Consider the following 21,460-nt stretch of genomic DNA (forward strand, 5'->3'; position numbering starts at 1 on the left):
AGGTAATGGCAAGTTGTTGTAAGTTTAACGCAATACTTTACGTTATTAAAGTGAAACGGTTTCATTCTTTTGACGTATTGATGTACAACTAATTTCGTCGCTTTTTCTTCAAATGAGTGATAATCTTTTTTAACAGGCAAAACGCCTGTTTCGCAGTATATCCAGGAGAATCTTAGTTGTGAATCAAACCTTTAGACTGTCATTGATCCTGATAGCGGTGATGTTTTTAACGATGTCGGGCTTTGCCCAAAAGACTTCGACCTCAGCAAAGATCGAGCCCAGCCGAACTGTTAAACCTGCTACAAGTAAGTCATCGTACCCCGTTACACCGGAAACTATTCGAAAAGAAATTGCCGAAGCTCTTACGGTAATTGAAAGCGGACATGTTGACGGAAAGGATTTGAAATATAACGACCTATTTAAGACGACTATAGATACTATGCTTCACACGCTCGACCCGCATTCAAATTATTATGATGCGAAGGATAACGAGCAGTTTCGAACGGAGCAAAATGCTGAATATTATGGTATCGGCGCGACCATCGGCGACCTGAGCGCGCCTGATGGCAAGATCATTGCCACCTATATTAAAGCTACTTTTCCCGGAGCTCCTGCAAATATGGCCGGACTGAAGTACGGTGACAGGATCGTCTCTTTTAGCGGTCAGCGTGTTCTCGCGGATGGGAAAACGGTTGACATAAAAAATGAGTCAATGTTAGGTAAGCCCTTTATCGAAGTTCGGTCGTACCTGAGAGGGACGAAAGGAACCACGATCAATCTCACGGTCGAGCGTGCGGCTACGGGCGAAAAAGAAACCGTGGCGATCACTCGCGGGGCGGTTTCACAGCCTGCGGTCAGCGAAGCCTATATGATCCGGCCGGGCGTCGGATACATGGCGATGCGCGGTCAGTTTACCAGAACGATCTATCGTGAGTTTGTCGACGGAATGATCTCATTGAGGGCTCAAGGTATGCGGCAGCTCGTCCTCGATCTCCGTGATAACGGCGGCGGATTGGTTCAACAGGCTTATAACATTGCGAGAGTGTTTCTTTCTTCAGGGCAAACTGTATTTACGCAAAAGGGACGGATCGAAGGGGTTACAGAGACTTACCGTTCAGACAATCCTTCGCCTGACAGATCGCCGATCGTTATGCTCGTCAATCGCGGCACCGCGTCAGCATCTGAGATACTTGCGGGAGCATTACAGGATCATGACCGTGCTTTGATCGTTGGTGAAAATACGTTTGGCAAAGGACTCGTACAGAATCCTTTTGGGGATATTGGCTATGATTCAATGTTGCTGCTTACTATCGCCAAATACCAAACGCCGTCCGGACGAGTGATTCAAAGGGATTATTCAAACGGCGATCTTTATAACTACTATACCGATGGCGGCAGTTTTCGTGATGATGCCGCTGACTCTTCACCAAAAGGAGTTGCTAGTAAAACAGATACCGGCCGTGAGGTTTACGGTGGCGGCGGTATAGATCCAGACGTGGTTATCAAGCCAAAGACGATAACCTTTGAGAGAAACCGCGCGGAACAGAAGATAGTGAGCCCGATATTCGCTTTCGCTCTCGACCTTGTTAATGGACGGGTCAAAGGTTTTGAAAATTACAAGATCGAGAAACCGGTCGATTATGATTACGATATCAAAGCTTCGGATTTTCCAGTCACTTCCGACTTGTTTCAGGCCTTTAAGCAATATGCGGCTGATAAATATAAACTGCCGGCAACGCAAGCTGATGCCGAACGTGAATTTATTGAACGCACGTTGAGATCTGAATTGATCACTGCTGCCTATGGATCGCAAACCTCTTTCCAGGTTATTAATGAATACGATGATCAGCTATTAAAGGCTATCGATTTGTTGCCGCGAGCGAAACAGCTCGCTATGCAAAGTGAAAAAGCTAGGTCAACTGGTTCAAAGATTGGTAATCCGGCAAACTAATAGGTGCACAAGCACGTAAGTAAGGACGGTACACTCATGTTGAATGTACCGTCCTTACTTACGTGCTTGTGGATAAGTCGCCAGTTTCTAAAAAAGCCAACCCACAAGATAGTAAATTGCAAAGCCGACACCTGTTAAAAGTAAAAGCAGGCCGACGATCAACGCGGCGATGACAAGTTTGAACTTTGCATAACGCTTTTCGTCCGGAGGCGAAAGCTGATTTTGCGGAAAATATGGCGGAGGACGATTTAACATAACGATACAATTCAAAGTCTAACGTCCAAAGCCCAAAGTTACAACTTCCTTCTTGACTTTGGCCATCGGACATTGGACATTGGACATTGGTGAGGAACATCTTATGAAACGCATATTTTCGATTTTTGGTTTTGTTGTGTTGGCGGCTTTTGTAGTTTCGGCTCAGCTAACTTTTAACGTAAATGACCTTCTCGGTGTAAAGCGAGTTAGCGATCCGCAGTTGTCGCCGGATGGAAAAACCATCGCATATACGATCGGCATCCTTAATAAAGACGCTAATAAAGTCGTCAATCAGATTTGGACGATGAATACCGACGGCAGCAGACAGCGTCAGATCACAAATGGTTCAACTTCGAGTTCATCTCCCCGATGGTCGCCCGACAGCAAATGGCTCGCTTACGCGTTCGGTGGACAGATATGGATGATGCAATCAGACGGCGATGATAAAAAGCAGGTCACGACTATCTCAACAGGTGCCGGCGGACCGGTTTGGTCGCCTGACGGTAAATGGATAGCTTTTACGTCTGACGTTTATCCTGAATGTGCGTCAGACGACTGTAACAAAATTGAAGATGACAAAGCGGAAAAGAGTAAAGTCAAAGCACATGTAACCGAACGACTGCTTTTCAAACATTGGGTCGAATGGCGTGATCGCAAACGGATACATGTTTTTGTTGTCTCAGCAAAGGGTGGTCCGGCTCGCGATGTGACGCCGGGCGATTTTGACTCGCCTCCGTATGCGGCGGCATCGGGAGTCGATTATGCATTTTCTCCTGACGGATCGAGCATTGTTTATCTAAAAAACCCTGACAAGGTTGAAGCAACTTCCACAAACAGCGATATTTATATTCTGCCGCTTGCAGGTGGTCAAGCTAAACATATTACGGCTGGTATGAATGGCTACGACGCTTCGCCGGTATATACGCCGGACGGTAAGTATTTGCTCTTCCGTTCGCAGGCGACGGCCACGTTTGAAGCCGACCGCTGGCGGTTGATGCGTTACAATCCGCAGAATGGCGAGATCGTCGAATTGACGCAGGGCTTTGATCAGCAGGTCGATGAAATGGTCGTGTCATCTGACAGCAAGACGATCTATTTCACGGCCGGCGAAAGCGGTCGAGCACCGATCTTCAGTGTTCCCGTAGAGCCTAATTTTAAGCTTCGCATCGCGACGCATGTAAAGAAAATTGTCGATGGTGTGTTCGCCACAAACCTGAATATTTCACCGGATGGAGCAACGATCGTCTTCGCTTCAAGTTCACTTGCAGCTCCGGCGGAGATCATGAAGGTTAATGCTGACGGCAGCGGCCTAGCTCAACTTACGACGGCCAACGTTTCCGGGCTTGCATCATTTGCTCTGCAAAAAGCGGAGGAAATGAATTGGAAAGGTGCTTTGGGGCAGAACATTCACGGCTTTCTTGTAAAACCGTCAAGATTTGATCCGACCAAGAAGTATCCGTTGATCGTTCTTATTCACGGAGGGCCGCAGAGCGCATTTAACGATAGCTGGAGTTATCGTTGGAATGCACAGGTTTTTGCAAATCAAGGTTATGTCGTCTTCATGCCCAATCCGCGCGGCTCGACCGGTTATGGTCAGAAGTTTGTCAATGAAATATCTGGTGATTGGGGCGGAAAGGCATACGTAGATATTATGAATGGTGTTGCCGATGTCACGAAAAAACCATTCATCGACAAATCGCGTATTGGCGCAGCAGGTGCAAGTTATGGCGGATACATGGTTGATTGGATACTCGGACATAATAATGATCCGCGTTTCAAATTCAAGGCTTTGGTCTCGCATGCCGGCGTTTACAATCTTGAAAGCATGGCCACCTCGACCGAAGAACTCTGGTTTGTGAATTGGGAATTTAAGGGCTACCCATGGCAGAACAGATCGCAATATGAAAAATGGTCACCAAATCGTTACGCGGGAAATTTTGCGACACCTACACTTGTAACGGCCGGGGAACTCGACTATCGCGTTCCAGTCGATCAGAGTTTGCAGCTTTACACGACGTTGCAGCTAAAAGGTGTCGAATCGAAACTTATTGTTTTTCCGGACGAAGGACATTGGATCTTGAAGCCGCAGAATTCCGAGTTTTGGTATAACAACGTGACGGCTTGGTTCGCTAAGTATCTGAAGCCATAATATTCAAATATGAAACCTACTAAGCATTCGTTTCCTTTTGTTTTCGCCGCGATCATTATGGTCGCGGCTTTTTCGGCCATTGGACAAAGCCCAAGGCCTAACTTCAATAGGCCGCAAACTTTCGATGCTCAGCACTACACGATCCGCGCGAGTTTCGACCGTGTAAACAAGAAGGTCTTCGGTGACACAACCGTTTCCTTAAAACCGCTGGCAGCAGGATTTCGAGTGGTCGAGCTGGATGCCGTGAGCCTTGCTTTCGATTCGGTAAAGCTTGAAAGTTCCGGTATCGATCTACAATACAAAGTCGTTTCCGACAAGATCTCCATAACACTTGATAAAGCTTACGGCCCTGACGACCTGATTTCGATCCGTCTCAAATATACTGCCTCGCCAAAGAAGGGCGTTTATTTTGTCGCCGCTGATGAAAAACATTCATCACAGGTATGGACACAAGGCGAGGCGGAAGAAGCTCGACATTGGTTTCCGTCGTTCGACTTCCCTAGCGACAAGGCAACGACCGAGGAGTACATCACTGCCGAAAAAGGTGAAACTGTCATTGGCAATGGTGAGCTTCTCGACAAAATCGAGAATGAAAATGGAACCGTTACATGGCACTATAAGATGCCTGTTCCTCACTCGATTTATCTTGTATCATTTGTCATCGGGAAATACACAAAGATCGAGGATCGTCACAAAGAAACGCCTCTAGGTTTCTATGTCTATCCGGGCAAAGAAGGCACGGCATTAAAAGCGTTCGGCGACACAAAGAAGATGTTGGCCGTTTTCGAGGAACTGACCGGCGTTCCGTTTCCTTTTAACAAGTATGACCAAACTGTTGTTTCCCAATTTAAATTTGGCGGTATGGAAAACATCACGGCGACAACAATGTCGGATACTGACATTTTTATCGCGGATTTTGATTTTGGAAAAGACATCGTTACGGACCTCGTCTCGCACGAGTTGGCCCATTCGTGGTTTGGCGATCTTGTGACCTGCCGCAATTGGGCCGAGCTGTGGCTGAACGAAGGTTTTGCAACCTATATGGAAGCTGCATATCTTGAAAAGGCTGTCGGGCGCGACAGTTACCTTGGAAAGGTGCGAACTGACGCGGCCGTATTTCTCGTCGATGATGTAGTGAGCAGAAAGCGTCATGCTCTTTATAATCTGCGTGCGGGCGATGCTGACGCCTTATTTGATAACCCCGCCGTGACATATAACAAAGGCGGAGTCGTTCTGCATATGCTGCGTGAGCAAGTTGGCACCGACATATTTTGGCGTGCTATCAATGTGTATCTGAACCGCCACAAATTTGCCAATGTCGAATCGACCGATCTTCAAAAAGTGATGGAAGAAGTATCAGGCCAAAATCTCAAGTGGTTCTTTGACCAGTGGGTTTACGCTGCAGGGGTCCCGCAATTAAAGATCGGACAAACATACAATCCGCGAACAAAAACGCTGGCTGTCACGATCACTCAAACTCAAAAGATCGACCCAATAACGCCCACCGTTTTTCGCCTTCCACTCGACATAAGCATAAAAACGACTTCGGGTGAAACAGCCGAAAAGATCGATGTCTCAAAGCGAGTTCAGACCTTTATCTTCAAAACAGCCAACCCAACTGAAGTCTTGATTGATAAGGATGAAAAAGTGCCTCTAAAGCGCGTCACGATGAGCAAAATGGTATTAGTTCGTTAGAAGCTAGGTCCATTTTGCGATGCCAATTCTCTTTTTGAATATCCACTTAGCCGGTTTCTTTCTTGATCACCGCATTTGGAGGAAATTGAAACACCAAGTTCTGATAAGATGTAATATTTTTTAAATAGGACAGAGGTTCCCGGGTTATTTCGATATCGTAATTCGCGTTGACTTAAAAGCAAAAAGGCATATAATGCTCAGAAACGCAGTAAAACAGTTTACGTTTTGAGTAGAGGTTATATTTTATGCCAGATTGCCGAGGTTCTTTGAAATTCGCAACTTTTCTTGTCGCATTGAGTGTTTTTTTTGTCATTGGAAAGAACGAACTATTCGCTGACGTTCTTGCCATTCGTGCTGAAGAAAGATCTTCTGTGGCGGCTAAGCCGCCGGTTTTGTTTTCTGCTAACAGCCTTATTATCCCGATGGATACAGGTGCGAATGGGCAGAACAACGGAATGCTGCGCGCTTACGGCCTCGTTTACACGCTTCTGAAAAGCAATGTTCCCGTACACTGGGTGATCGACCCGTTAAAAGTCACAAATGGCAACGACTTTGTTATTAGTTCAGGCTCACTCCAGGATGTGCGAACCGGAGCGATCGTAACGGTTCCGCGTTCATATGCTGGCGGCCCTTTCGTCATCGATGCGTCAGATGCCGCAGCGGCCCTGCCGATAATATCTTCCTGGCAAGCGGTTGCGGGCGACAACACCGAAGTGCACCGTCTCACGTCAGGCTCGTTCATGCCGGAAGTTGCCCGTTTGCTGATCAGAGCACCACGGATAGCCATCCTTAAGGACGGCAATGAACAGATCGCATTTAGTGACCTGAACGCCGCCGGCATTCCTGATGCTACGGGTACAATCTGGAGTTCGACCTCGCCGGATATCCTTACCGAGGCAGATATTCAGGGACCATCTACGAGCAATGATGCCGACGGTGTGCTCTTTCACACTCCCGGAGGTCTGGCACGATTTGGCTTCATGGCATCGATGCACTATATAACTACGGCAAACACGGCCGAGGTCGTGCAAGAGACACGTTCGTGGCTCAGCGGCAACGTCTTAGCTCACGCTTTCATGCAATGCGAAGCAGCGAGAGTGTTCGAGAACGATATAAATGGATTTTTTCTTTCAACATCCGGGATAGCCGACGATGGATCCGCACCCACAACTTCGGCCATACGATCTCCATCCGATCCTCTTGCTCAGATCTCAGGTTCGTTCGAAGCCGATAGTGGGAGCGTTGACTCGATAGGACTCGCCGGAGGATCGACTTTTCATTCGGGAGTAACGACCTTGATCAATAACAGCGCATCTACGTTGATCCAACGTATAGTGATGCTGTCGGGCAAGGTCGATGGCGATATAAATAAAGGTACAGTAACTTATTTGGGAGGACATGACTACACTCTGGATCTGCCCATAAGTACGAACCCTCAGACAAATGGTGTACGGCTGTTTCTGAACTCGATCTTTGAATCGGGCATCGCGACTGATGCCGGCCAAGCAGATGTAGCCATCACGAAATCGGCGCCTGCATTCACAAACACCAACACGATCGCCTACACGATCAATTACTCGAATCCCGGCCCGAGGCCTGTCGAGAACCTCAGGATCATTGACACGCTTCCAGCCGGGGCGACATATCTTGCAGGTTCGGGAGCACCTGCTCCAACTACAAACTCAGGCGGCATACTGACATGGAACCTGCCGCCGTTGGCGTCGGGAGCGGGCGGTTCAGTTAGTTTTAGCGTGACCGTGACCAGTGATGGGCCATATACAAATAGGTCACAAGTTCAGTTTTCCCATCTGGCAGTGAGAACCGTTTCTTCGAACGCCGTAATAACGACTCGCGATACTATAGCCCCTCTTGTCTCGATACCGGGTGAACCAGCCAACCCAAGCGTTACGAACGATGCAACGCCGACCTTATTTTTCTCAGTGACCGGAGGCGCCGCAGCGATACTCTGCCGCTTTAATAGCGATTCGTTCGTCCCATGCACTTCGCCGTTTACGGCTGCAGTTCCTTTGGCAGATGGCCCCCACATTTTGGAGGTCCGCGGCATCGACGCCGCAGGTAATATTGGATCTGATAGTTACGCGTTTACCGTTGATTCGACACCATCCGTGATCAGCGGGACGGTAACCTATGGTAATGCGGCTGTCCCGCCGAAATATATTTCAAACGTTACGATAACGGGTGTAGGTTCGCCAATAGTTGCCACGACAACCGCTGGGCCAGGAGCGACTGCCGGACAGTATTCGCTGAGCGGATTTGGAGCGGGTTCTTACACCATCACACCTACCAAGACTGGAGGACAGAATAATGCAATCAACTCATTCGACGCGGCAAGGGTCGCCCAGCATGTTAGCGGTATCAGCCTTTTGACCGGCAATGCGTTTCTCTCCGCTGATGTCAGCAACAACGGAGGTGTCTCTTCGTTCGATGCGGCGGAGATCGCGAATTTTACTGTTTCAAGCTCGCCAGTTGGAATAGCCGGAACATGGAAGTTTATTCCCGTGAGCAAGTTTTATGCGTCGATAACCACTGACATTACGGCTGAGGACTACGTCGGGCTACTTATGGGCGAGGTGTCAGGAAACTGGAATAATACGGGTGCTAGGCCCGCATACAGTAGGAAAACTGCAGGAGCAGAAGGCAGTGGACGGGAGGCGGAAGACAGTAAGCAGTTGGAAGTGGAAGTTGGTAATTATACGACGGCAGAAAAAGAAATTGTCGTTCCGGTTAATATTCAGGGCATTGCGAACAAGGGCGTGATCTCATATGAGTTTGAACTCAGATATGCCCCTTCAGTGATACAGCCTTTGGTTGATCCGGTCGATGTGACCCGAACAACTAGTCGCGGGCTTTCGGTGGTGACGAATGCGACTGAGCCAGGCCTGCTTAGAGTAGCTGTTTATGGAGCTTATCCGATAGACGCCGACGGCGTGTTGTTGAATTTGAGATTTTCTTCCGTTGGAGCACCGGGTTCGGTTTCGCCGCTTTCTTTTGAGCGGATAATGTTCAACGAGGGTGAGTCGAGAGTTGTAGTAGCTGACGGAAGGATCGAACTCTTTTAGATTTTCTTAGGTTGCGTGTTATATAGGGCGGAACATTCGGTGTTGAGCCTATAGCCCTTACTAAGATGCGGCTTGCAAATGAATGCCCTTACCGGATCGCTGGCTTGGGAAAAAGCTGGCTGGACACAAAAAAAGCCGCTGATTGCTCAGCGGCTTTTTCCCCTTTGAGAAGACCGGATGTCTGCTTCCGATGTTGAAAGTTAGTAAGCTCTGGAAGCACATCCAAAATCTTTGCCTTTCGGCTAAATCTTTTTTTGTTACTTCTTTGCCACACCTACGAGGTTAGCTGCCGGGCTAGGAACGAAAGATTATCCCCGCGTCCTTTTGGCAAGACGCTTCGCCCCGTTTAGCAATAAATCGCTAAAATTTGGTTCCCCCGCGTCGTTTTCTTATGAGAACGGCTTCGGTGATCAACTTGTCAACAATTGAATAATAGCAACAATCGTTTTCGATTTCAAGATTTTTTTAAGTAAATTAACAAAATTTCGCAAAAAATGCGCCAGTTAGTATCAATTTTCATTCTAGTGTTCAAAGGATCGCCCATTCTTACATGCAGACCTGTGCCTTACCTGGCCGGATATAGTTGATACAAAAGGAGATACACGATCACACCGGTAACAGAAACATACAACCATGCCGGGAAAACGAGCCTTGCGATCTTTCTGTGCGAATCGTAGCGACCTTTAAGGGCTCGATGCAGCGTCAGAACGACAAATGGTGCGACGATGACGGCTAAAATTGTGTGCGAGGTCAGAATGGTGAAATAGATCGGTCGAATGAGGCCCTCGCCCGTGAATTTCGTCGGGCCGAGGCCAAAATAATAGGTTCGTAAAGCGTGATGAAGCAGATAAGAAACCAGAAACAATGCCGAAATAGAACTTGCGGTGAGCATGCAGAAGCGATGCTGCGCTATGCGGCGTTTCATTATGAAATAAAAACCCGACACCAAAAACACGCCGCTGAGGGCGTTCAGCGACGCGTTAAGGTGCGGAAAGATTTGCAGCAGGTCCATTAAGTTTTACACAACCCGCAAAGGCCGCAAAAGAATAATAGCTATTTCCAAAATCCAAGCAAAACAAACAACACCAACCAAAGACCACCCATAAAATGCCAATACCAGCCTACTACCTGAGCGAGAGCCTTCCGTTTTATTAACGCTTGCTCGTTGCTTGTCGGGAGCCAAGAATTTAGAAGTATCGACCCAAGTGCAATTATTCCGCCGATCACATGAACAACATGAACCGCCGTTAAGATGTAGAAAAAACCTGCGTAAGGATTTCCGCCCATGTACAAGCCGCGATTGGTTAGCACGAGCCATGCCATTATTTGAGAGGAGATAAATGCGGCTCCTAGTGCGGTTGTCGCAATCAGCCAATTTTTTGCAACCTTCTGGTTATTGCGATCAATGGCGACCTTTCCAAGATGGTAGGTTGCGCTGCTTAGCAAGATAATTACGGTGCTGATCCAAACCTGTATCGGCAGATCAAATGGCCGCCATTCGGCGACATTATTCGTAGCGATTACAACATATGCGGCGATCAGCCCGCCAAAGGTCATTAAGATCGCAAGCAGAAGGAAAAATGTGAGTATGCGGGGCTTTTGGGAGTTGAAAGGAAGCGTATCGTTCGGAGCGTCGTCACTTGAATTGTCGCCGCCACCTCCATTATTTCCACCTCCAGAACCAAAACTCGGACCGCCTGACAAACCTGTACGGCGCTTTTTTGGCTCCTCGATATCGTTGATTATTTCGGCGGTACCGACTTCCATATACCTAGCGTTTATCGGCGACCATCAGCAAGAAAAGCAGCGGCAAATAAATCACCGAAACAAGGAGCAAGCCCTTTGCCCTTTCGTTTGTTTTGGAAAGGACCGCCCTGACACTTGCCACAAAGAACCAAATGCCCAGAATGCTCGCTCCGACAAGAAAGACCAATCCGGCCTTATCAAAGAAAAACGGCGCCATGCTTACCGGAATGAGCATTAAAGAAAATAAAACGATCTGACGTCCGGTGAGCTTGCCAGAAGGTTCTACGACAGGCAGCATCAGAATTCCTGCTTTCGCGTATTGGTCGCGATACATCCAGGCAATCGCCAGAAAATGTGGAAACTGCCAAAGAAACTGAGTTGCGAACAGCGCCCATGCTCCGATAGAAATCTCGTTTGCGGCCGCCGTCCAGCCCATTAGCGGCGGTAGAGCACCTGGAATCGCTCCAATAGCTGTAGAGACCGAAGTCCGTGTCTTTAGAGGCGTATAAACCAGAACGTAGCCGACGATGACGATCAATCCAAGAAGAGCGGTCAGAGCATTCACGGCAAAAAACAAATAGGCTTCGGCGACGATGCATTGGACGAGACCGAAAATAACAGCTTCGGTAGTTGTGACTCGACCGGTTGGGATCGGTCTGGCTGATGTGCGGTCCATCAACGAATCTGTCGAATGCTCCCAAACCTGATTGAGAGTTGCGACGCCGAAAGCAAGCAGCAATATCGCGATAAGCGAATTGGCAAATAGAACAGTGTCAAAATTCCCTTTGGTGCCAAGGTAAAATCCCGCAGCCGAGGTCAACACCAACATTATTGCAATGCGAGGTTTGGTGAGTTCAATATATGCCGGGATCTTCTCGCGCATTCCCAAATCTCTTTCGTCAATGTTAGCAGTGATCGTGTCCATTTATAAAAAATGAAGTATGGCAGAAACTTTCCCATCAAGAATACCGTCTTATAAAAGGATTTCAAAATTCCATGCCTATAATCCAATTTGGCTTCGTGGACAAGCGGAACTTATTTTATTGAGAATGACAAACGACAACGCCTAAGTTATTCTTTCTGATATAGATGTCGACTGCTGAAGAAACCCTTAATCCGCCCACTGCTACACAGCGAAAGCAGGCGCCTGTGCTGAATCGGATATTGGATTTTGTGAGTTCTGTGCGCGTCGGCGTTATTCAGTTGTGCATGCTCGTCGTTCTAGCGATGGCAGGAATGCTGATAATGCAGCAGAACGTCGATGGTTTTGACGCCTATTACGCGTCGCTGACACCGGCTGAAAAAACTGTATTTGCCGCACTTGGACTATTTGATATCTACTATAGCTGGTACTTCAAGTTACTATTACTTACTCTTTCTCTCAATATTGTTCTTGCCTCAATAGACCATTTCCCGTCTGCATGGGCTTACATTGTTGACCCCAAATTGACTGCGACCCGCGACTGGCTTCTTGGCCTTCGATCAAACACGATCATCGAACGTGATGAAGTGAGCGAGTCCGACGCCGCGGAAAAGATTAAAGAGATCTTTAAGTCAAATGGCTTAGAATCCACGGTCACCGAAACCGAAATAATGGAGTATGGTATCGGAGCAGATGGCAGAAAAGATTTTTCAGTGGTCAACAGAAAAAAAACTATTGTTGTCTTCGGCGAATCGGGAAAGACTAATCGGCTCGGGGCATATATAGTTCACGTCGCTTTGCTCACGCTTTTTTTGGGGCACTTTGTATTCCTGGTAACCAGTTTTGATGCTGACGTCCGTATGATACCAGGATCTAAAACCGATTCCATTCAGCTGATCAAATTCGATCTCGACAAGAGAGAGCGGTTTAATGTTCAACTGCCGTTCTCGATGGAATGCACTGATATTCAGCAGAGGCTCATCGATGAAAAAGGCGGGATCGATGTATCCAATACGCTGGACTGGCGGACTGAACTTAAGATCGATGATCCACAATACGGAGTGAGTGTTGAAGAAGCGAGCCTCAATAAGCCGCTGTTCTATCGCGGGTATCGTTTTTTTCAGGCCCAAACAATTCCTATCGGGCATGCAAGAACAATAACGCTCGACCTAACTCCGCAAAACGGCGGCGTTCCGATCAAAGCAAATATCGAAAGGAACGGCTCGACGACTTTGCCGGACGGAACGAAAGTTGATTTTACCGATTTTGAACCGGACTTTACCTTTGGTCCGGATGGACAACCTGACACACGAAGCGGTGACTATAACAATCCGGTTGCTGTTCTTAATGTCACGCCACCTGATGGCGAGAAGATACGCGTATTCGCGTTCGCTCAAAAATTGGCGGATAATATTCCTGTTGGGGCACCAAAAGCAGGTTATAAATGGAGACTTGCGGAATTTGAAAAATCGCCGATGGCTCATGTACTTGCGATCAAATACGATCCGTACAATGCATCGATCATTGCGTGGTACGTAGGAGGCTTCGGATTGATCGGAGCGTTGATGTTCGTATTCTTTTTCTCTCACAAACGCGTATGGGCTCAAATTGCAAAGGAAGAAGACGGCAAGATCGAGATTGTTTTAGCTGGTGATGTTAACCGTAACGAGATCGCATTTGAGGATAAATTTAAGAGCCTTGCCGACAGTGTAAGTAAAGGCTAAGGGGATAACGAAATGGAAGAGCTTGATAGATTAGAAAAACAGAGCGGATGGCGTTCGTATGTGCCGGTGATCCTTGTGATCGCAGGAGCATTTCTGATGCTCGGGCTTCGAATGCAGATCGGAGAGAGGTTTATCTCAGATGGTGCGTTAATGATGCTCGCACTCGCGTGCTACATTCTCGCGGCGCTTTTTCAATTGACAAACCTTTACGCTCCGTCAACGATGGCTGAGAAGATCGGTTTTGGCTCGGGTGCTCTTGGCGTCTTTTTTAATCTATCGAGTTGGCTGATCCGCTGGGTCGCTGCGTACGATCACGAGATCGCGATAATGCGTGCCAGCGGAAACATGGAAACGCCATGGGTCTTTCGCTATATTCCGTTTGCGAATCTTTATGATTTAAGTCTCGCTTTTGCTTTCGGCGCAGGTTTCACAACACTTCTATTCGCACATCGCAAGAATTTCCGCATCTTGGCGGCATTCACGCTACCGATCGCCGCGTTGATATTGACGCTCGCTCGTTTTATTGGCGACCAGTTTATTAATTTGCCGCCGGTCCTTGATTCGTATTGGAGGCCGATCCATGTCGGCGACGCAAGTTTGAGCTATGGCGTCGCTCTCGTTTGTTTTGGCGTGGCTGTAATGTATCTGCTCAAGGACGGCGTCAAGGTCGAGGCGATGGCTATATGGTCGAGCATATTTGCTCTGGCGGTTTTTGCGACCATCAGCAAGTTTTCCGTCTTTACTGAATTCGTTTACCGAGCCGGGCTTTTTGTTCCAACCGGCGAAGGAAGGCCATTCGCATCACCGTTCCGTCTGGAGATCCCATTTGCCGGACCGACGTTGGTGGTTGCCGGCTTGTTCTTAGTGGGTTCGATCATCGCTTTCATGCTCTATCTTTACAAGAACAATGAGCAGGCAAAAACGCTCGGCCATTATTTACTCAAGTTAGGGTTTTTAGCTCAGATTGTGTCGATCGCATTTCTGGCTTATGGCATTAAAAACAACAGCAATACGTACGAGCGGTTACAGGCTCAGTTAAAGGATGATCCCGCCCAATATATGGTCGCAGCGAGAGCGATGGCAGAAAAGCAGGACATGAGTCCGCAGGAAAGATCTCAAATTACGCCGCAGCAATATGAACAAATGGGACGTGCCTTTGTTCAAAATAACGGCAGCCAGATGTTTACGAGCCTGAATGCGAACCCTGTTGAATTTTCAGCCCTAATTACGGCGTTGGTCGCGACTCTATTTGTTATTTTCTTTAGTTTCCGCACAGAAAAACTGCGTGAGCGTCTGCCGAGTCTCGAGTCACTCGACAGCCTGATGTACAAAACAGCATGTCTCGCCTTCGCCGGTCTGGCAATGCTGCTTATTACCGGCGCCATATGGGCAAACGAATCATGGGGACGTCCGTGGGGATTTGATTCAAAAGAGACAGGAGCACTAGTTGCTTGGCTGACCTATGCTGCTTTTCTGCATACGCGAATCGCACGCGGTTGGAAAGGTCGTAGCTCGGCTTATTTTGCGATCATAGGGTTTCTGCTGGTGATATTTACTTATCTCGGCGTCAGCTATTTGCTTCCGGGACTGCATAGCTACGCGTAACGAAATTATTCGATCGTTACCTTTGCGACTTCTAACATCGAATATCTGACCGTCTTTCCGTCTTTAGCGATAACGGTCAAAACGCCATTATCGACTCTAAATGTGGTGATCTCGCTCATCGGGCGTTCGATAACCTTACCGTCTTTTAGCTGGACGACAAGTCGAATGCTTGCCATCGGATCAGATGGTGTTGGTGCCGGTGGCTTTTCTGCTTTAGGCGTTGCCTTTGGCTTTGTGTTCTTTCCAAAAACAGTCTTCACTTCAGAGCCACTAGCTTTCTTTGCTGGTTTACTCGCCGGAGGCGGATTTTTTTTGTCAATTTCTGCGGGCGGCGCTTTTGGCGGTGCCGGTTTTTTCTCAACCACCTTGGCTACAGCGACATTCTCTTTGCTTTCCTTTTTCACCGTTGCTGGCGGCGAAGGCTTTTTAACTGGTTCCGGTTTTCTTTTCTCGACGGCTGCTATGGCTTCCTTAGCGTCAGGAGTTGGTTTTGCAGATGGCTGAGGTTTCGGAATGACCTCAATTATCGTTCCAACAGAATTAACGCGAACACCTGATTCCGCATTGACCTCGGCACCTTTGATAGTCGGAGCATCTTGCGATTTCTGGCCAGACAAAGCGACAAAGCTTCCGGCAAATTTGATCTTAAAGGTCGCCGGATCATCATTTGGTGAACGGCCTTCGACGCGAAGTAATAACCTTTCCGGCTTTCGCAGGTAAACGAGCCTTCCTGTCTCACTTACGCCGCCGTCTGAATAGATCACCATCTTCGTCAGCGGCCGCAATCCATCTACCGAAAATACATCAATATCACCGGTAAAGTTCTTTGTGACTACATTGATAAAAATATCGCCTTGCACGCCGTCGAAGGAATAAAAATACGATGTCAAACGCGAGTCGCCAATGTCGCGAACTTTTATCACTCCGTCGATCTCATTTGTGGTTATCGCGGTTGGAAAATTCTGATCGTTTGATTGTGCGGTAACGGTAAAGCAAAAGCAGAACGCGCAAAATGCGAGAGCCAACATTCTTAAACTATTGTTTCGAATAGATCTCACTTAAAGCTCTTTTCTGAGGTGTACGAGGCGCGAAGTTTCGGCGTAGCCCAATCGCAAATGTGCCTCCAGGCTCACGGTGTTATCGACTTCTGCATCAGAGGCCATCTCCGTACAGCCTTTTTGCCGAGCCCATTTTTCGGCATATTCAACAAGCCTGCCGCCGATGCCTAATTGCCGTGAACTTTCTTCGACATACCAGCCTTCGAGATAACCGACATTTTCCGTATCGCAATCCTCGACATGTGCGCGGATGCTTGCCTCGAGAAATCCCGCTAAGTGTCCGTCGCCGGTGTCGGCAACAACGACCAACTGCGAATCTGCGTGTTCGATGATATCGACCATTTCGTCCTTGTGGTCGTCCTCATCTGATTCGTCCCAAAGCATCATTCTCAGACGCAGCCATTCGCCCAAGTCGCTTTCATCAAGCGGCCGTATCGAAAAGACAGTATCTGTCCCTGAGATCATTGATGCCATTGAAAACTGATTCTAACAGTCTTGTGCCGTCATAACAACAGAAAAAGCCGGACACAGAGGCCCGGCTTTTTTGAGCGTGTGAACTAAATTAGTTGGCGGTTGCGGATTTCGCTGCCGCCGGTTTGTCCTGCAGCACCTCGAGGGCCTTTTTGAGTTGAATATCTTCTACAACTTTAGTTTGAGCGGGTTTAGGCGTTGCACTCGGCTGCGGATTTGGACCGTCCTGTTGTTCTGTCAGGCTGTCAACGTCGAGCGGTTCGGGCGTGTCGGCACGTTTGACCTCGATGGATGGCTTGACGCCTGTCGTTGGACGTTCTTCGCCGAGCAATGGTGTTCCGCTTGGGCCTGCCCACTTCGCAACTGTCAAAAGATAGCCGCCGCCGCTCGAAAGCGGAAACAGCTTCTGTTCAGTGCCTGAACCAAAACTGCGTTCACCGATGACCTCGCCGCGTTTGCGTTCGAGGATTGCTGCCGCAACAACTTCAGCAGCTCCGGCCGTTCCAATATCGACCAGGACCGCAAGATTTCCATCAAACAAAGCTTTCGCAAACTCAGCAGTGTAAGCAGTCTGCACTTTGTTCTCACGTCCGATCACTTTGGCGATGTCGCCGTCCTTGATGAAAAGATTTGCGACAGAAACGCCTTCGGCAAGGGTTCCGGCGGAAACGCCGCGAAGGTCGAGAACGATCTTCTGGACGCCTTGCTTCATCAGGCTCGACACCTGTGAACGAATGTCGTTACCTTCGCCTTCCTCGAGGCTGTAAACCTTAATAACGCCGATCTTGCCTGCTTCGATACGCGATTCGGCGACGGGAATTTTGTATGTGCCGCGAACGATCTTGATCGTCTGTGGTTTTTCACCGGCACGGAGAACACGCAAGGCAACAGTTGTTCCCGCGTCTCCGTTGATCAACTGGCGTGCGTCATAAAGCGAAATGTCACGTGTTGCTTTGTTATCTATGTATTCGATAAAATCGCCGCCCTTGATACCGGCCTTTTCGGCAGGTGAGCCTTTGATCGACGAAATTACATACACAAAGCCGGAGATCTGAGAAAATTCGGCGCCGATGCCGACCTTGTTTGAGGTCTTGCTGGCTTCATAGGCCTTTACCTGATCGGAAGTCAAAAATGATGAGTACGGATCAAGTCCGCCAGCCAGGCCGCGAAGTGCTCCGAGCCTTACCTTCTCCATATTAGGCTCATCGACGTAATCGTTTTGGATATGATTCAGGACGGATTCGACAATTCGAAGTTGAGCGGCCGAATCATTAGCAGGCTGCTGTGCCGATGTCGTAAGAATGGAGCCGACAAACGGCATTCCGCCAATGACCGCATAGACGGCAATTACGCCGGAAATGACCAGGATCCAAACCTTACCGCGAAATGACATATAATAACCTCGTATGATAATCCTAAACCGTGTCTATTACGTGTTCGAATAACAATTTGTTCTAATCGGCAGAAACGCGAGTGTTAACGAGCGTGCCGACTTTGAATGGGCACGCTCCATAACTGTCGCGTTTCTGCCCGAAAGACCAATTATCCCTTAACGCCAATAACAAGTGCAACAAAATAAAACAACTAATGACGACGGACTTGCAGAGCTTTTTCCGGTTCCTGCAACTGGTCGAATTCTGGCCATCGATCCCGGCACAAAACGCTGCGGCGTTGCCGTCTGCGACGAAATGCGTATCACCACGCGTCCGCTCGCCGTTATTGAACGCAAAAGCTGGAAAAAGCTGCTCTTGCATATCAAAGATCTCGTCTCCGAATTTGATGCCAAAGCCCTCGTGATAGGTTTGCCACTCGAATCGGACGGCACCGAAAGTGAAATGTCCGCCGAAGCCCGCCGAATGGCCAAAAACTTCTCACTCTCGCTCGAAATTCCCGTCTTTCTCCAAGACGAACGCGTCACATCCTACGAAGCAAAATCCCGCCTCTGGGAACAAGGCAAAACCCTTGATGAAACACGCAAACTAGTCGACAGCGAAGCCGCCGCGATCATCCTCAGCGATTTCCTTGATTCCCAGATGCAAAAGCCCTCGCGTCAGTAAGGGCGAAACAATGAGCCTCCCAATCCGAAAAACTGCATGATCTTTAACAATTTGTATGAATAAGTATGAATATTTCATACTTATTCATACCGCCTTCCGCACTGCGCAGCGGCTAACTATTGCAGTTAAGAGAGTTGGTCCATTTTTGCTTGCCTGTCCCAAGTGTCCCACTGTCCCAGTGTTTTTTTTCGCAAAAGGATTGCAGAGATGTCCAACAAACTTCAGTTTGTTTGCCGAGCCGTCAAACTGAAGTATGACGGACATATTTTCAAAGATCCCGAATCGCCATACAGCAGTTCCCGACTCAACCTAGCGCATTTCGAGACAAATTGGAAGACCAACTTTCTCGATATGACGCAACTTTCTCGATTTGACGTAACTTTCCGACCTCAATCGACACATAATTAGAATTTACAAAGTCATTTCAAAAATAGAGAAATAGTGATAGAATTCCCGTGATATGCCAAGTATTGAGACGATATATCAGCAAACCGTTTTGCCACTGCCTCCTGACGACAGGATTCGGCTTGCGGAGATAATCATGGAACATGCCCGCGAAGATGTGCCGGGTACGAATGGCCATCGTTCGGCTTTGGAATTACTCGAAAGCCTTCCCAGCGAAGCAGTTTTCAAAGATACAGACTCGGTCGATAAACACCTGCAATCGGAGCGGGATTCATGGGACAACTAACCTTTCCGCCTTCCTCACTAGTTTACCTCGATACGGCCCCATTTATATACAGTGTCGAAAAGCATGAGGAATACTGGTCCATGCTTAGAGATCTGTGGCTTTCTTTGAAGCAGAACTAATTCATTCGTGTCCAGCGATTTATCGCAATAACGACATCCCAGAACGCCTTGTATACGAGGCAGCATTCGCTATGCTGCTGCTTCAGAGGCTCAATCAAATCGCAAAGCCGGATTGCGTGTTCAACGCCAAATGAGAAACCTTCGAAACCCTTACCGGACAACGGCGCGAATACAAGTCTTTCACCATACTCAATATTTGGAGCGATTTGATGATTTGCCCGGTTCCGATAGTTCATGGTGACCTGTCGGAATTCGTCGCCGTCGATCTGTTCTAGTTTGCTTATGAATCGACCCAACGGGTCCTTTATCGATGGCTCGGGTACCTCCAGAGCTAGCTGACTTAATCGTTTTTCAGAAAGCTCGTGATCAAATATCACCTTCCCCTTCGATTTCTTTAGATTGAACAAGTCTCTGATCGCTCTCGCTGACGTGAACACCAGCTTACCCCGAATCGCCGCCGGAAAACTCATCGTCATGAACGCCACAGGTGAAACAACTTCAAACAGCGTGGAGAAACGTTCATCTTTGTCGCGAATCTCATTAAGCACTTGAGTCCACGCCTCGATGTCGCTGATTGTCCTTGCGAAATGATTTATCCAGTTTAGTAGCTCGTTGACGCCGGCTTGGGCGTCTGACACAACGCGCATATACGGGCCGGCGAATTGACCTGTTGTGATATCTTCGTACTCGTCGTAATCGAGAATTTCGCACAAATCCCGTCCCTGCTCACCTCTAAGTTCGAAAAAGTGACTGTGAAGTTCGATATATTGTTTCTTCGTTAAACCCATTATTTTTGCATTCGTTAGTAGTTTAGGTGCACATAGGAACTATTAAAACATGCCTGTATCTAAGAAAGAAAAAGACGGGAAAGAAGGTTCTGCGGCAGCCGGTGCAGTTGCCGGTGAGGGACATTTCGAAGCGGTGGAGTCTAAAGATAAAGCCGTCGCAGTTGATCTGCTTAAAGGACGATCCTGATTTTCTGACGATGGTAAAGTTTCGGCGGGCTGCTAATGCTATTTAGGCACGATGCCTTCGGAGCTTAGGTAGTCGAGTAGGTCCTGCGCGTCTTTTCGGTTTGGGTCAGTTGCCGGTGCGAGGGCGAGAAATTTCTTTAGGTGAGCAGCGGCGATGACGAGGCCGGGCCTTTCGGCAAGGCTGACGAGCGAGAAGCCGGCGTAATATAGTGCCTCGGTATTATCGGGGGCTTCGCGGAGCATGTGGTCGTAGATCGCGACGGCCTTTTGAAACTCGCCGGTATCGGAATACAATCTCGCGAGCTTTAGCCAAGCCGTGCGGACCTCGACTGGATTTTTTTGGTACGACAGATACTGCAAAAATATCTGATGCGTCTCTTCGGACACCGATCGCGCCACAAATCGAGCGATCAGCGAAGCGGCATCGACTCGTGCGAGCAACGCTTTTTGCATTTGATCGTGCGTTTTGTCGCCAGCCAAACGCGGATTCTTATCGGCATCTCTGGCGAGTTCGACCGCCGCTCTGGCACGTTTGTCGGCGTCGGCAACGCCTTCGCGAAAGAGCTGCAACTCCGCTTCGCGAACCGTTCCCGCCGGGGCCTTGACCGACGCGTTGTAATGCTCGACCGCCTCTAAACGACGAGCGACAGAAGCGTTTGTCGCAAGCGCAGCAAGCGCCGGATGACCGGGATAATCCTTTATCGCCACATCGAATATCGCGATCGCACCGGCAAAATTCTTCGCCGCAAACGCCGCATTCCCATCAGCCAAAGCCCTAGCCATCCCCGCATTCTGCGTCTCGATACGCGCATTCTCAGCCTTAAGAGCCGCCAGCTCCGCCGCCGTCGGCGTCCGCTGAGGCGTCGCCTGCCCCAAGCCCGCTGCCGTGAGAAATAACAAAACGAAGATCGTCAAAATATTGGTGCGAATATTCATAATGTTGCGTTCTTACGAGTCAATAAA

General features: G+C 48.5%; 18 protein-coding genes. 9 read left to right on the top strand and 9 right to left on the bottom strand.

Features of this window, described 5'->3' with window-relative positions:
• Positions 1 to 178: 178 nt before the first annotated feature.
• Positions 179 to 1,951, top strand: coding sequence for a PDZ domain-containing protein (locus tag IPL32_15735; protein MBK8467269.1), 1,773 nt, complete (start codon positions 179 to 181; stop codon positions 1,949 to 1,951).
• Between the two features lie 87 nt (positions 1,952 to 2,038).
• On the opposite strand, the gene IPL32_15740 is transcribed toward IPL32_15735, so the two are convergent.
• Positions 2,039 to 2,206 carry a hypothetical protein gene (locus IPL32_15740; protein MBK8467270.1) on the bottom strand — a complete coding sequence of 56 codons (168 nt, stop codon included), beginning with the start codon at positions 2,204 to 2,206 and terminating at the stop codon, positions 2,039 to 2,041.
• A gap of 103 nt (positions 2,207 to 2,309) precedes the next feature.
• Between IPL32_15740 and IPL32_15745 the strand changes: the two genes are divergently transcribed.
• The 3 genes from IPL32_15745 (at position 2,310) to IPL32_15755 (ending at position 9,130) form a co-directional block, all read left to right on the top strand.
• Positions 2,310 to 4,355 (top strand): S9 family peptidase, encoded by a 2,046-nt coding sequence (locus IPL32_15745; GenBank protein MBK8467271.1) that lies wholly within the window; start codon positions 2,310 to 2,312, stop codon positions 4,353 to 4,355.
• 9 nt (positions 4,356 to 4,364) lie between these two features.
• A complete protein-coding gene (locus tag IPL32_15750; protein MBK8467272.1) occupies positions 4,365 to 6,050 on the top strand; it encodes a M1 family metallopeptidase in 1,686 nt (561 codons plus the stop codon).
• Between the two features lie 245 nt (positions 6,051 to 6,295).
• The gene (locus tag IPL32_15755) at positions 6,296 to 9,130 is read left to right on the top strand and encodes a DUF11 domain-containing protein (GenBank protein ID MBK8467273.1); all 2,835 of its coding nucleotides are present in this window, start codon (positions 6,296 to 6,298) and stop codon (positions 9,128 to 9,130) included.
• A gap of 565 nt (positions 9,131 to 9,695) precedes the next feature.
• Here IPL32_15755 and IPL32_15760 read toward each other — a convergent pair.
• From IPL32_15760 to cyoE, 3 genes are read right to left on the bottom strand one after another with little or no spacing between them, the layout of a single operon-like run.
• The gene (locus IPL32_15760; protein MBK8467274.1) at positions 9,696 to 10,142 is read right to left on the bottom strand and encodes a DUF420 domain-containing protein; all 447 of its coding nucleotides are present in this window, start codon (positions 10,140 to 10,142) and stop codon (positions 9,696 to 9,698) included.
• 41 nt (positions 10,143 to 10,183) lie between these two features.
• Entirely contained in the window at positions 10,184 to 10,897 is a 714-nt protein-coding gene (locus IPL32_15765) for a heme-copper oxidase subunit III (protein ID MBK8467275.1), read from the bottom strand.
• Between the two features lie 4 nt (positions 10,898 to 10,901).
• Positions 10,902 to 11,759 (bottom strand): protoheme IX farnesyltransferase, encoded by an 858-nt coding sequence (gene cyoE, locus IPL32_15770; GenBank protein ID MBK8467276.1) that lies wholly within the window; start codon positions 11,757 to 11,759, stop codon positions 10,902 to 10,904.
• A gap of 206 nt (positions 11,760 to 11,965) precedes the next feature.
• On the opposite strand from cyoE, the gene IPL32_15775 reads away from it, so the two are divergent.
• Both IPL32_15775 and ccsA read left to right on the top strand, forming a co-directional pair.
• A complete protein-coding gene (locus IPL32_15775) occupies positions 11,966 to 13,522 on the top strand; it encodes a cytochrome c biogenesis protein ResB (protein MBK8467277.1) in 1,557 nt (518 codons plus the stop codon).
• 12 nt (positions 13,523 to 13,534) lie between these two features.
• Positions 13,535 to 15,127: a cytochrome c biogenesis protein CcsA gene (gene ccsA / locus IPL32_15780; protein ID MBK8467278.1), complete on the top strand. Its 1,593-nt coding sequence runs from the start codon at positions 13,535 to 13,537 to the stop codon at positions 15,125 to 15,127.
• Between the two features lie 5 nt (positions 15,128 to 15,132).
• Here the strand turns inward: ccsA and IPL32_15785 are convergent, their stop codons facing one another.
• The 3 genes from IPL32_15785 to IPL32_15795 all read right to left on the bottom strand — a co-directional run bounded on the left by IPL32_15785 (position 15,133) and on the right by IPL32_15795 (position 18,049).
• Positions 15,133 to 16,155 (bottom strand): hypothetical protein, encoded by a 1,023-nt coding sequence (locus IPL32_15785; protein ID MBK8467279.1) that lies wholly within the window; start codon positions 16,153 to 16,155, stop codon positions 15,133 to 15,135.
• A gap of 30 nt (positions 16,156 to 16,185) precedes the next feature.
• Positions 16,186 to 16,572: a GNAT family N-acetyltransferase gene (locus IPL32_15790; GenBank protein ID MBK8467280.1), complete on the bottom strand. Its 387-nt coding sequence runs from the start codon at positions 16,570 to 16,572 to the stop codon at positions 16,186 to 16,188.
• A 175-nt stretch (positions 16,573 to 16,747) separates the two neighbouring features.
• Positions 16,748 to 18,049, bottom strand: coding sequence for a PDZ domain-containing protein (locus tag IPL32_15795; protein MBK8467281.1), 1,302 nt, complete (start codon positions 18,047 to 18,049; stop codon positions 16,748 to 16,750).
• 172 nt (positions 18,050 to 18,221) lie between these two features.
• On the opposite strand from IPL32_15795, the gene ruvX reads away from it, so the two are divergent.
• Both ruvX and IPL32_15805 read left to right on the top strand, forming a co-directional pair.
• Positions 18,222 to 18,713 carry a Holliday junction resolvase RuvX gene (ruvX, locus tag IPL32_15800; GenBank protein MBK8467282.1) on the top strand — a complete coding sequence of 164 codons (492 nt, stop codon included), beginning with the start codon at positions 18,222 to 18,224 and terminating at the stop codon, positions 18,711 to 18,713.
• 460 nt (positions 18,714 to 19,173) lie between these two features.
• Positions 19,174 to 19,404, top strand: coding sequence for a hypothetical protein (locus IPL32_15805; protein MBK8467283.1), 231 nt, complete (start codon positions 19,174 to 19,176; stop codon positions 19,402 to 19,404).
• Positions 19,405 to 19,519: 115 nt separating this feature from the next.
• Here IPL32_15805 and IPL32_15810 read toward each other — a convergent pair whose 3' ends face one another.
• Positions 19,520 to 20,311: a hypothetical protein gene (locus IPL32_15810; GenBank protein ID MBK8467284.1), complete on the bottom strand. Its 792-nt coding sequence runs from the start codon at positions 20,309 to 20,311 to the stop codon at positions 19,520 to 19,522.
• Positions 20,312 to 20,360: 49 nt separating this feature from the next.
• Between IPL32_15810 and IPL32_15815 the strand changes: the two genes are divergently transcribed.
• Complete coding sequence (locus tag IPL32_15815; protein ID MBK8467285.1) at positions 20,361 to 20,498, top strand: hypothetical protein; 138 nt, start codon at positions 20,361 to 20,363, stop codon at positions 20,496 to 20,498.
• 38 nt (positions 20,499 to 20,536) lie between these two features.
• On the opposite strand, the gene IPL32_15820 is transcribed toward IPL32_15815, so the two are convergent.
• Entirely contained in the window at positions 20,537 to 21,433 is an 897-nt protein-coding gene (locus IPL32_15820) for a tetratricopeptide repeat protein (protein ID MBK8467286.1), read from the bottom strand.
• Between the last annotated feature and the right edge of the window lie 27 nt (positions 21,434 to 21,460).

It is taken from the genome of Chloracidobacterium sp., from assembly GCA_016711345.1.
In the GTDB taxonomy this organism is placed as follows: domain Bacteria; phylum Acidobacteriota; class Blastocatellia; order Pyrinomonadales; family Pyrinomonadaceae; genus OLB17.

Coding starts and splice junctions, on each gene's coding strand:
- IPL32_15740 (MBK8467270.1), bottom strand. CDS start 2,206: ATGTTAAATCGTCCTCCGCCATATTTTCCGCAAAATCAGCTTTCGCCT.
- IPL32_15745 (MBK8467271.1), top strand. CDS start 2,310: ATGAAACGCATATTTTCGATTTTTGGTTTTGTTGTGTTGGCGGCTTTT.
- IPL32_15750 (MBK8467272.1), top strand. CDS start 4,365: ATGAAACCTACTAAGCATTCGTTTCCTTTTGTTTTCGCCGCGATCATT.
- IPL32_15755 (MBK8467273.1), top strand. CDS start 6,296: ATGCCAGATTGCCGAGGTTCTTTGAAATTCGCAACTTTTCTTGTCGCA.
- IPL32_15760 (MBK8467274.1), bottom strand. CDS start 10,142: ATGGACCTGCTGCAAATCTTTCCGCACCTTAACGCGTCGCTGAACGCC.
- IPL32_15765 (MBK8467275.1), bottom strand. CDS start 10,897: ATGGAAGTCGGTACCGCCGAAATAATCAACGATATCGAGGAGCCAAAA.
- cyoE (MBK8467276.1), bottom strand. CDS start 11,759: ATGCGCGAGAAGATCCCGGCATATATTGAACTCACCAAACCTCGCATT.
- IPL32_15775 (MBK8467277.1), top strand. CDS start 11,966: ATGTCGACTGCTGAAGAAACCCTTAATCCGCCCACTGCTACACAGCGA.
- ccsA (MBK8467278.1), top strand. CDS start 13,535: ATGGAAGAGCTTGATAGATTAGAAAAACAGAGCGGATGGCGTTCGTAT.
- IPL32_15785 (MBK8467279.1), bottom strand. CDS start 16,155: ATGTTGGCTCTCGCATTTTGCGCGTTCTGCTTTTGCTTTACCGTTACC.
- IPL32_15790 (MBK8467280.1), bottom strand. CDS start 16,572: ATGATGCTTTGGGACGAATCAGATGAGGACGACCACAAGGACGAAATG.
- IPL32_15795 (MBK8467281.1), bottom strand. CDS start 18,049: ATGTCATTTCGCGGTAAGGTTTGGATCCTGGTCATTTCCGGCGTAATT.
- IPL32_15805 (MBK8467283.1), top strand. CDS start 19,174: ATGCCAAGTATTGAGACGATATATCAGCAAACCGTTTTGCCACTGCCT.
- IPL32_15810 (MBK8467284.1), bottom strand. CDS start 20,311: ATGGGTTTAACGAAGAAACAATATATCGAACTTCACAGTCACTTTTTC.
- IPL32_15815 (MBK8467285.1), top strand. CDS start 20,361: ATGCCTGTATCTAAGAAAGAAAAAGACGGGAAAGAAGGTTCTGCGGCA.
- IPL32_15820 (MBK8467286.1), bottom strand. CDS start 21,433: ATGAATATTCGCACCAATATTTTGACGATCTTCGTTTTGTTATTTCTC.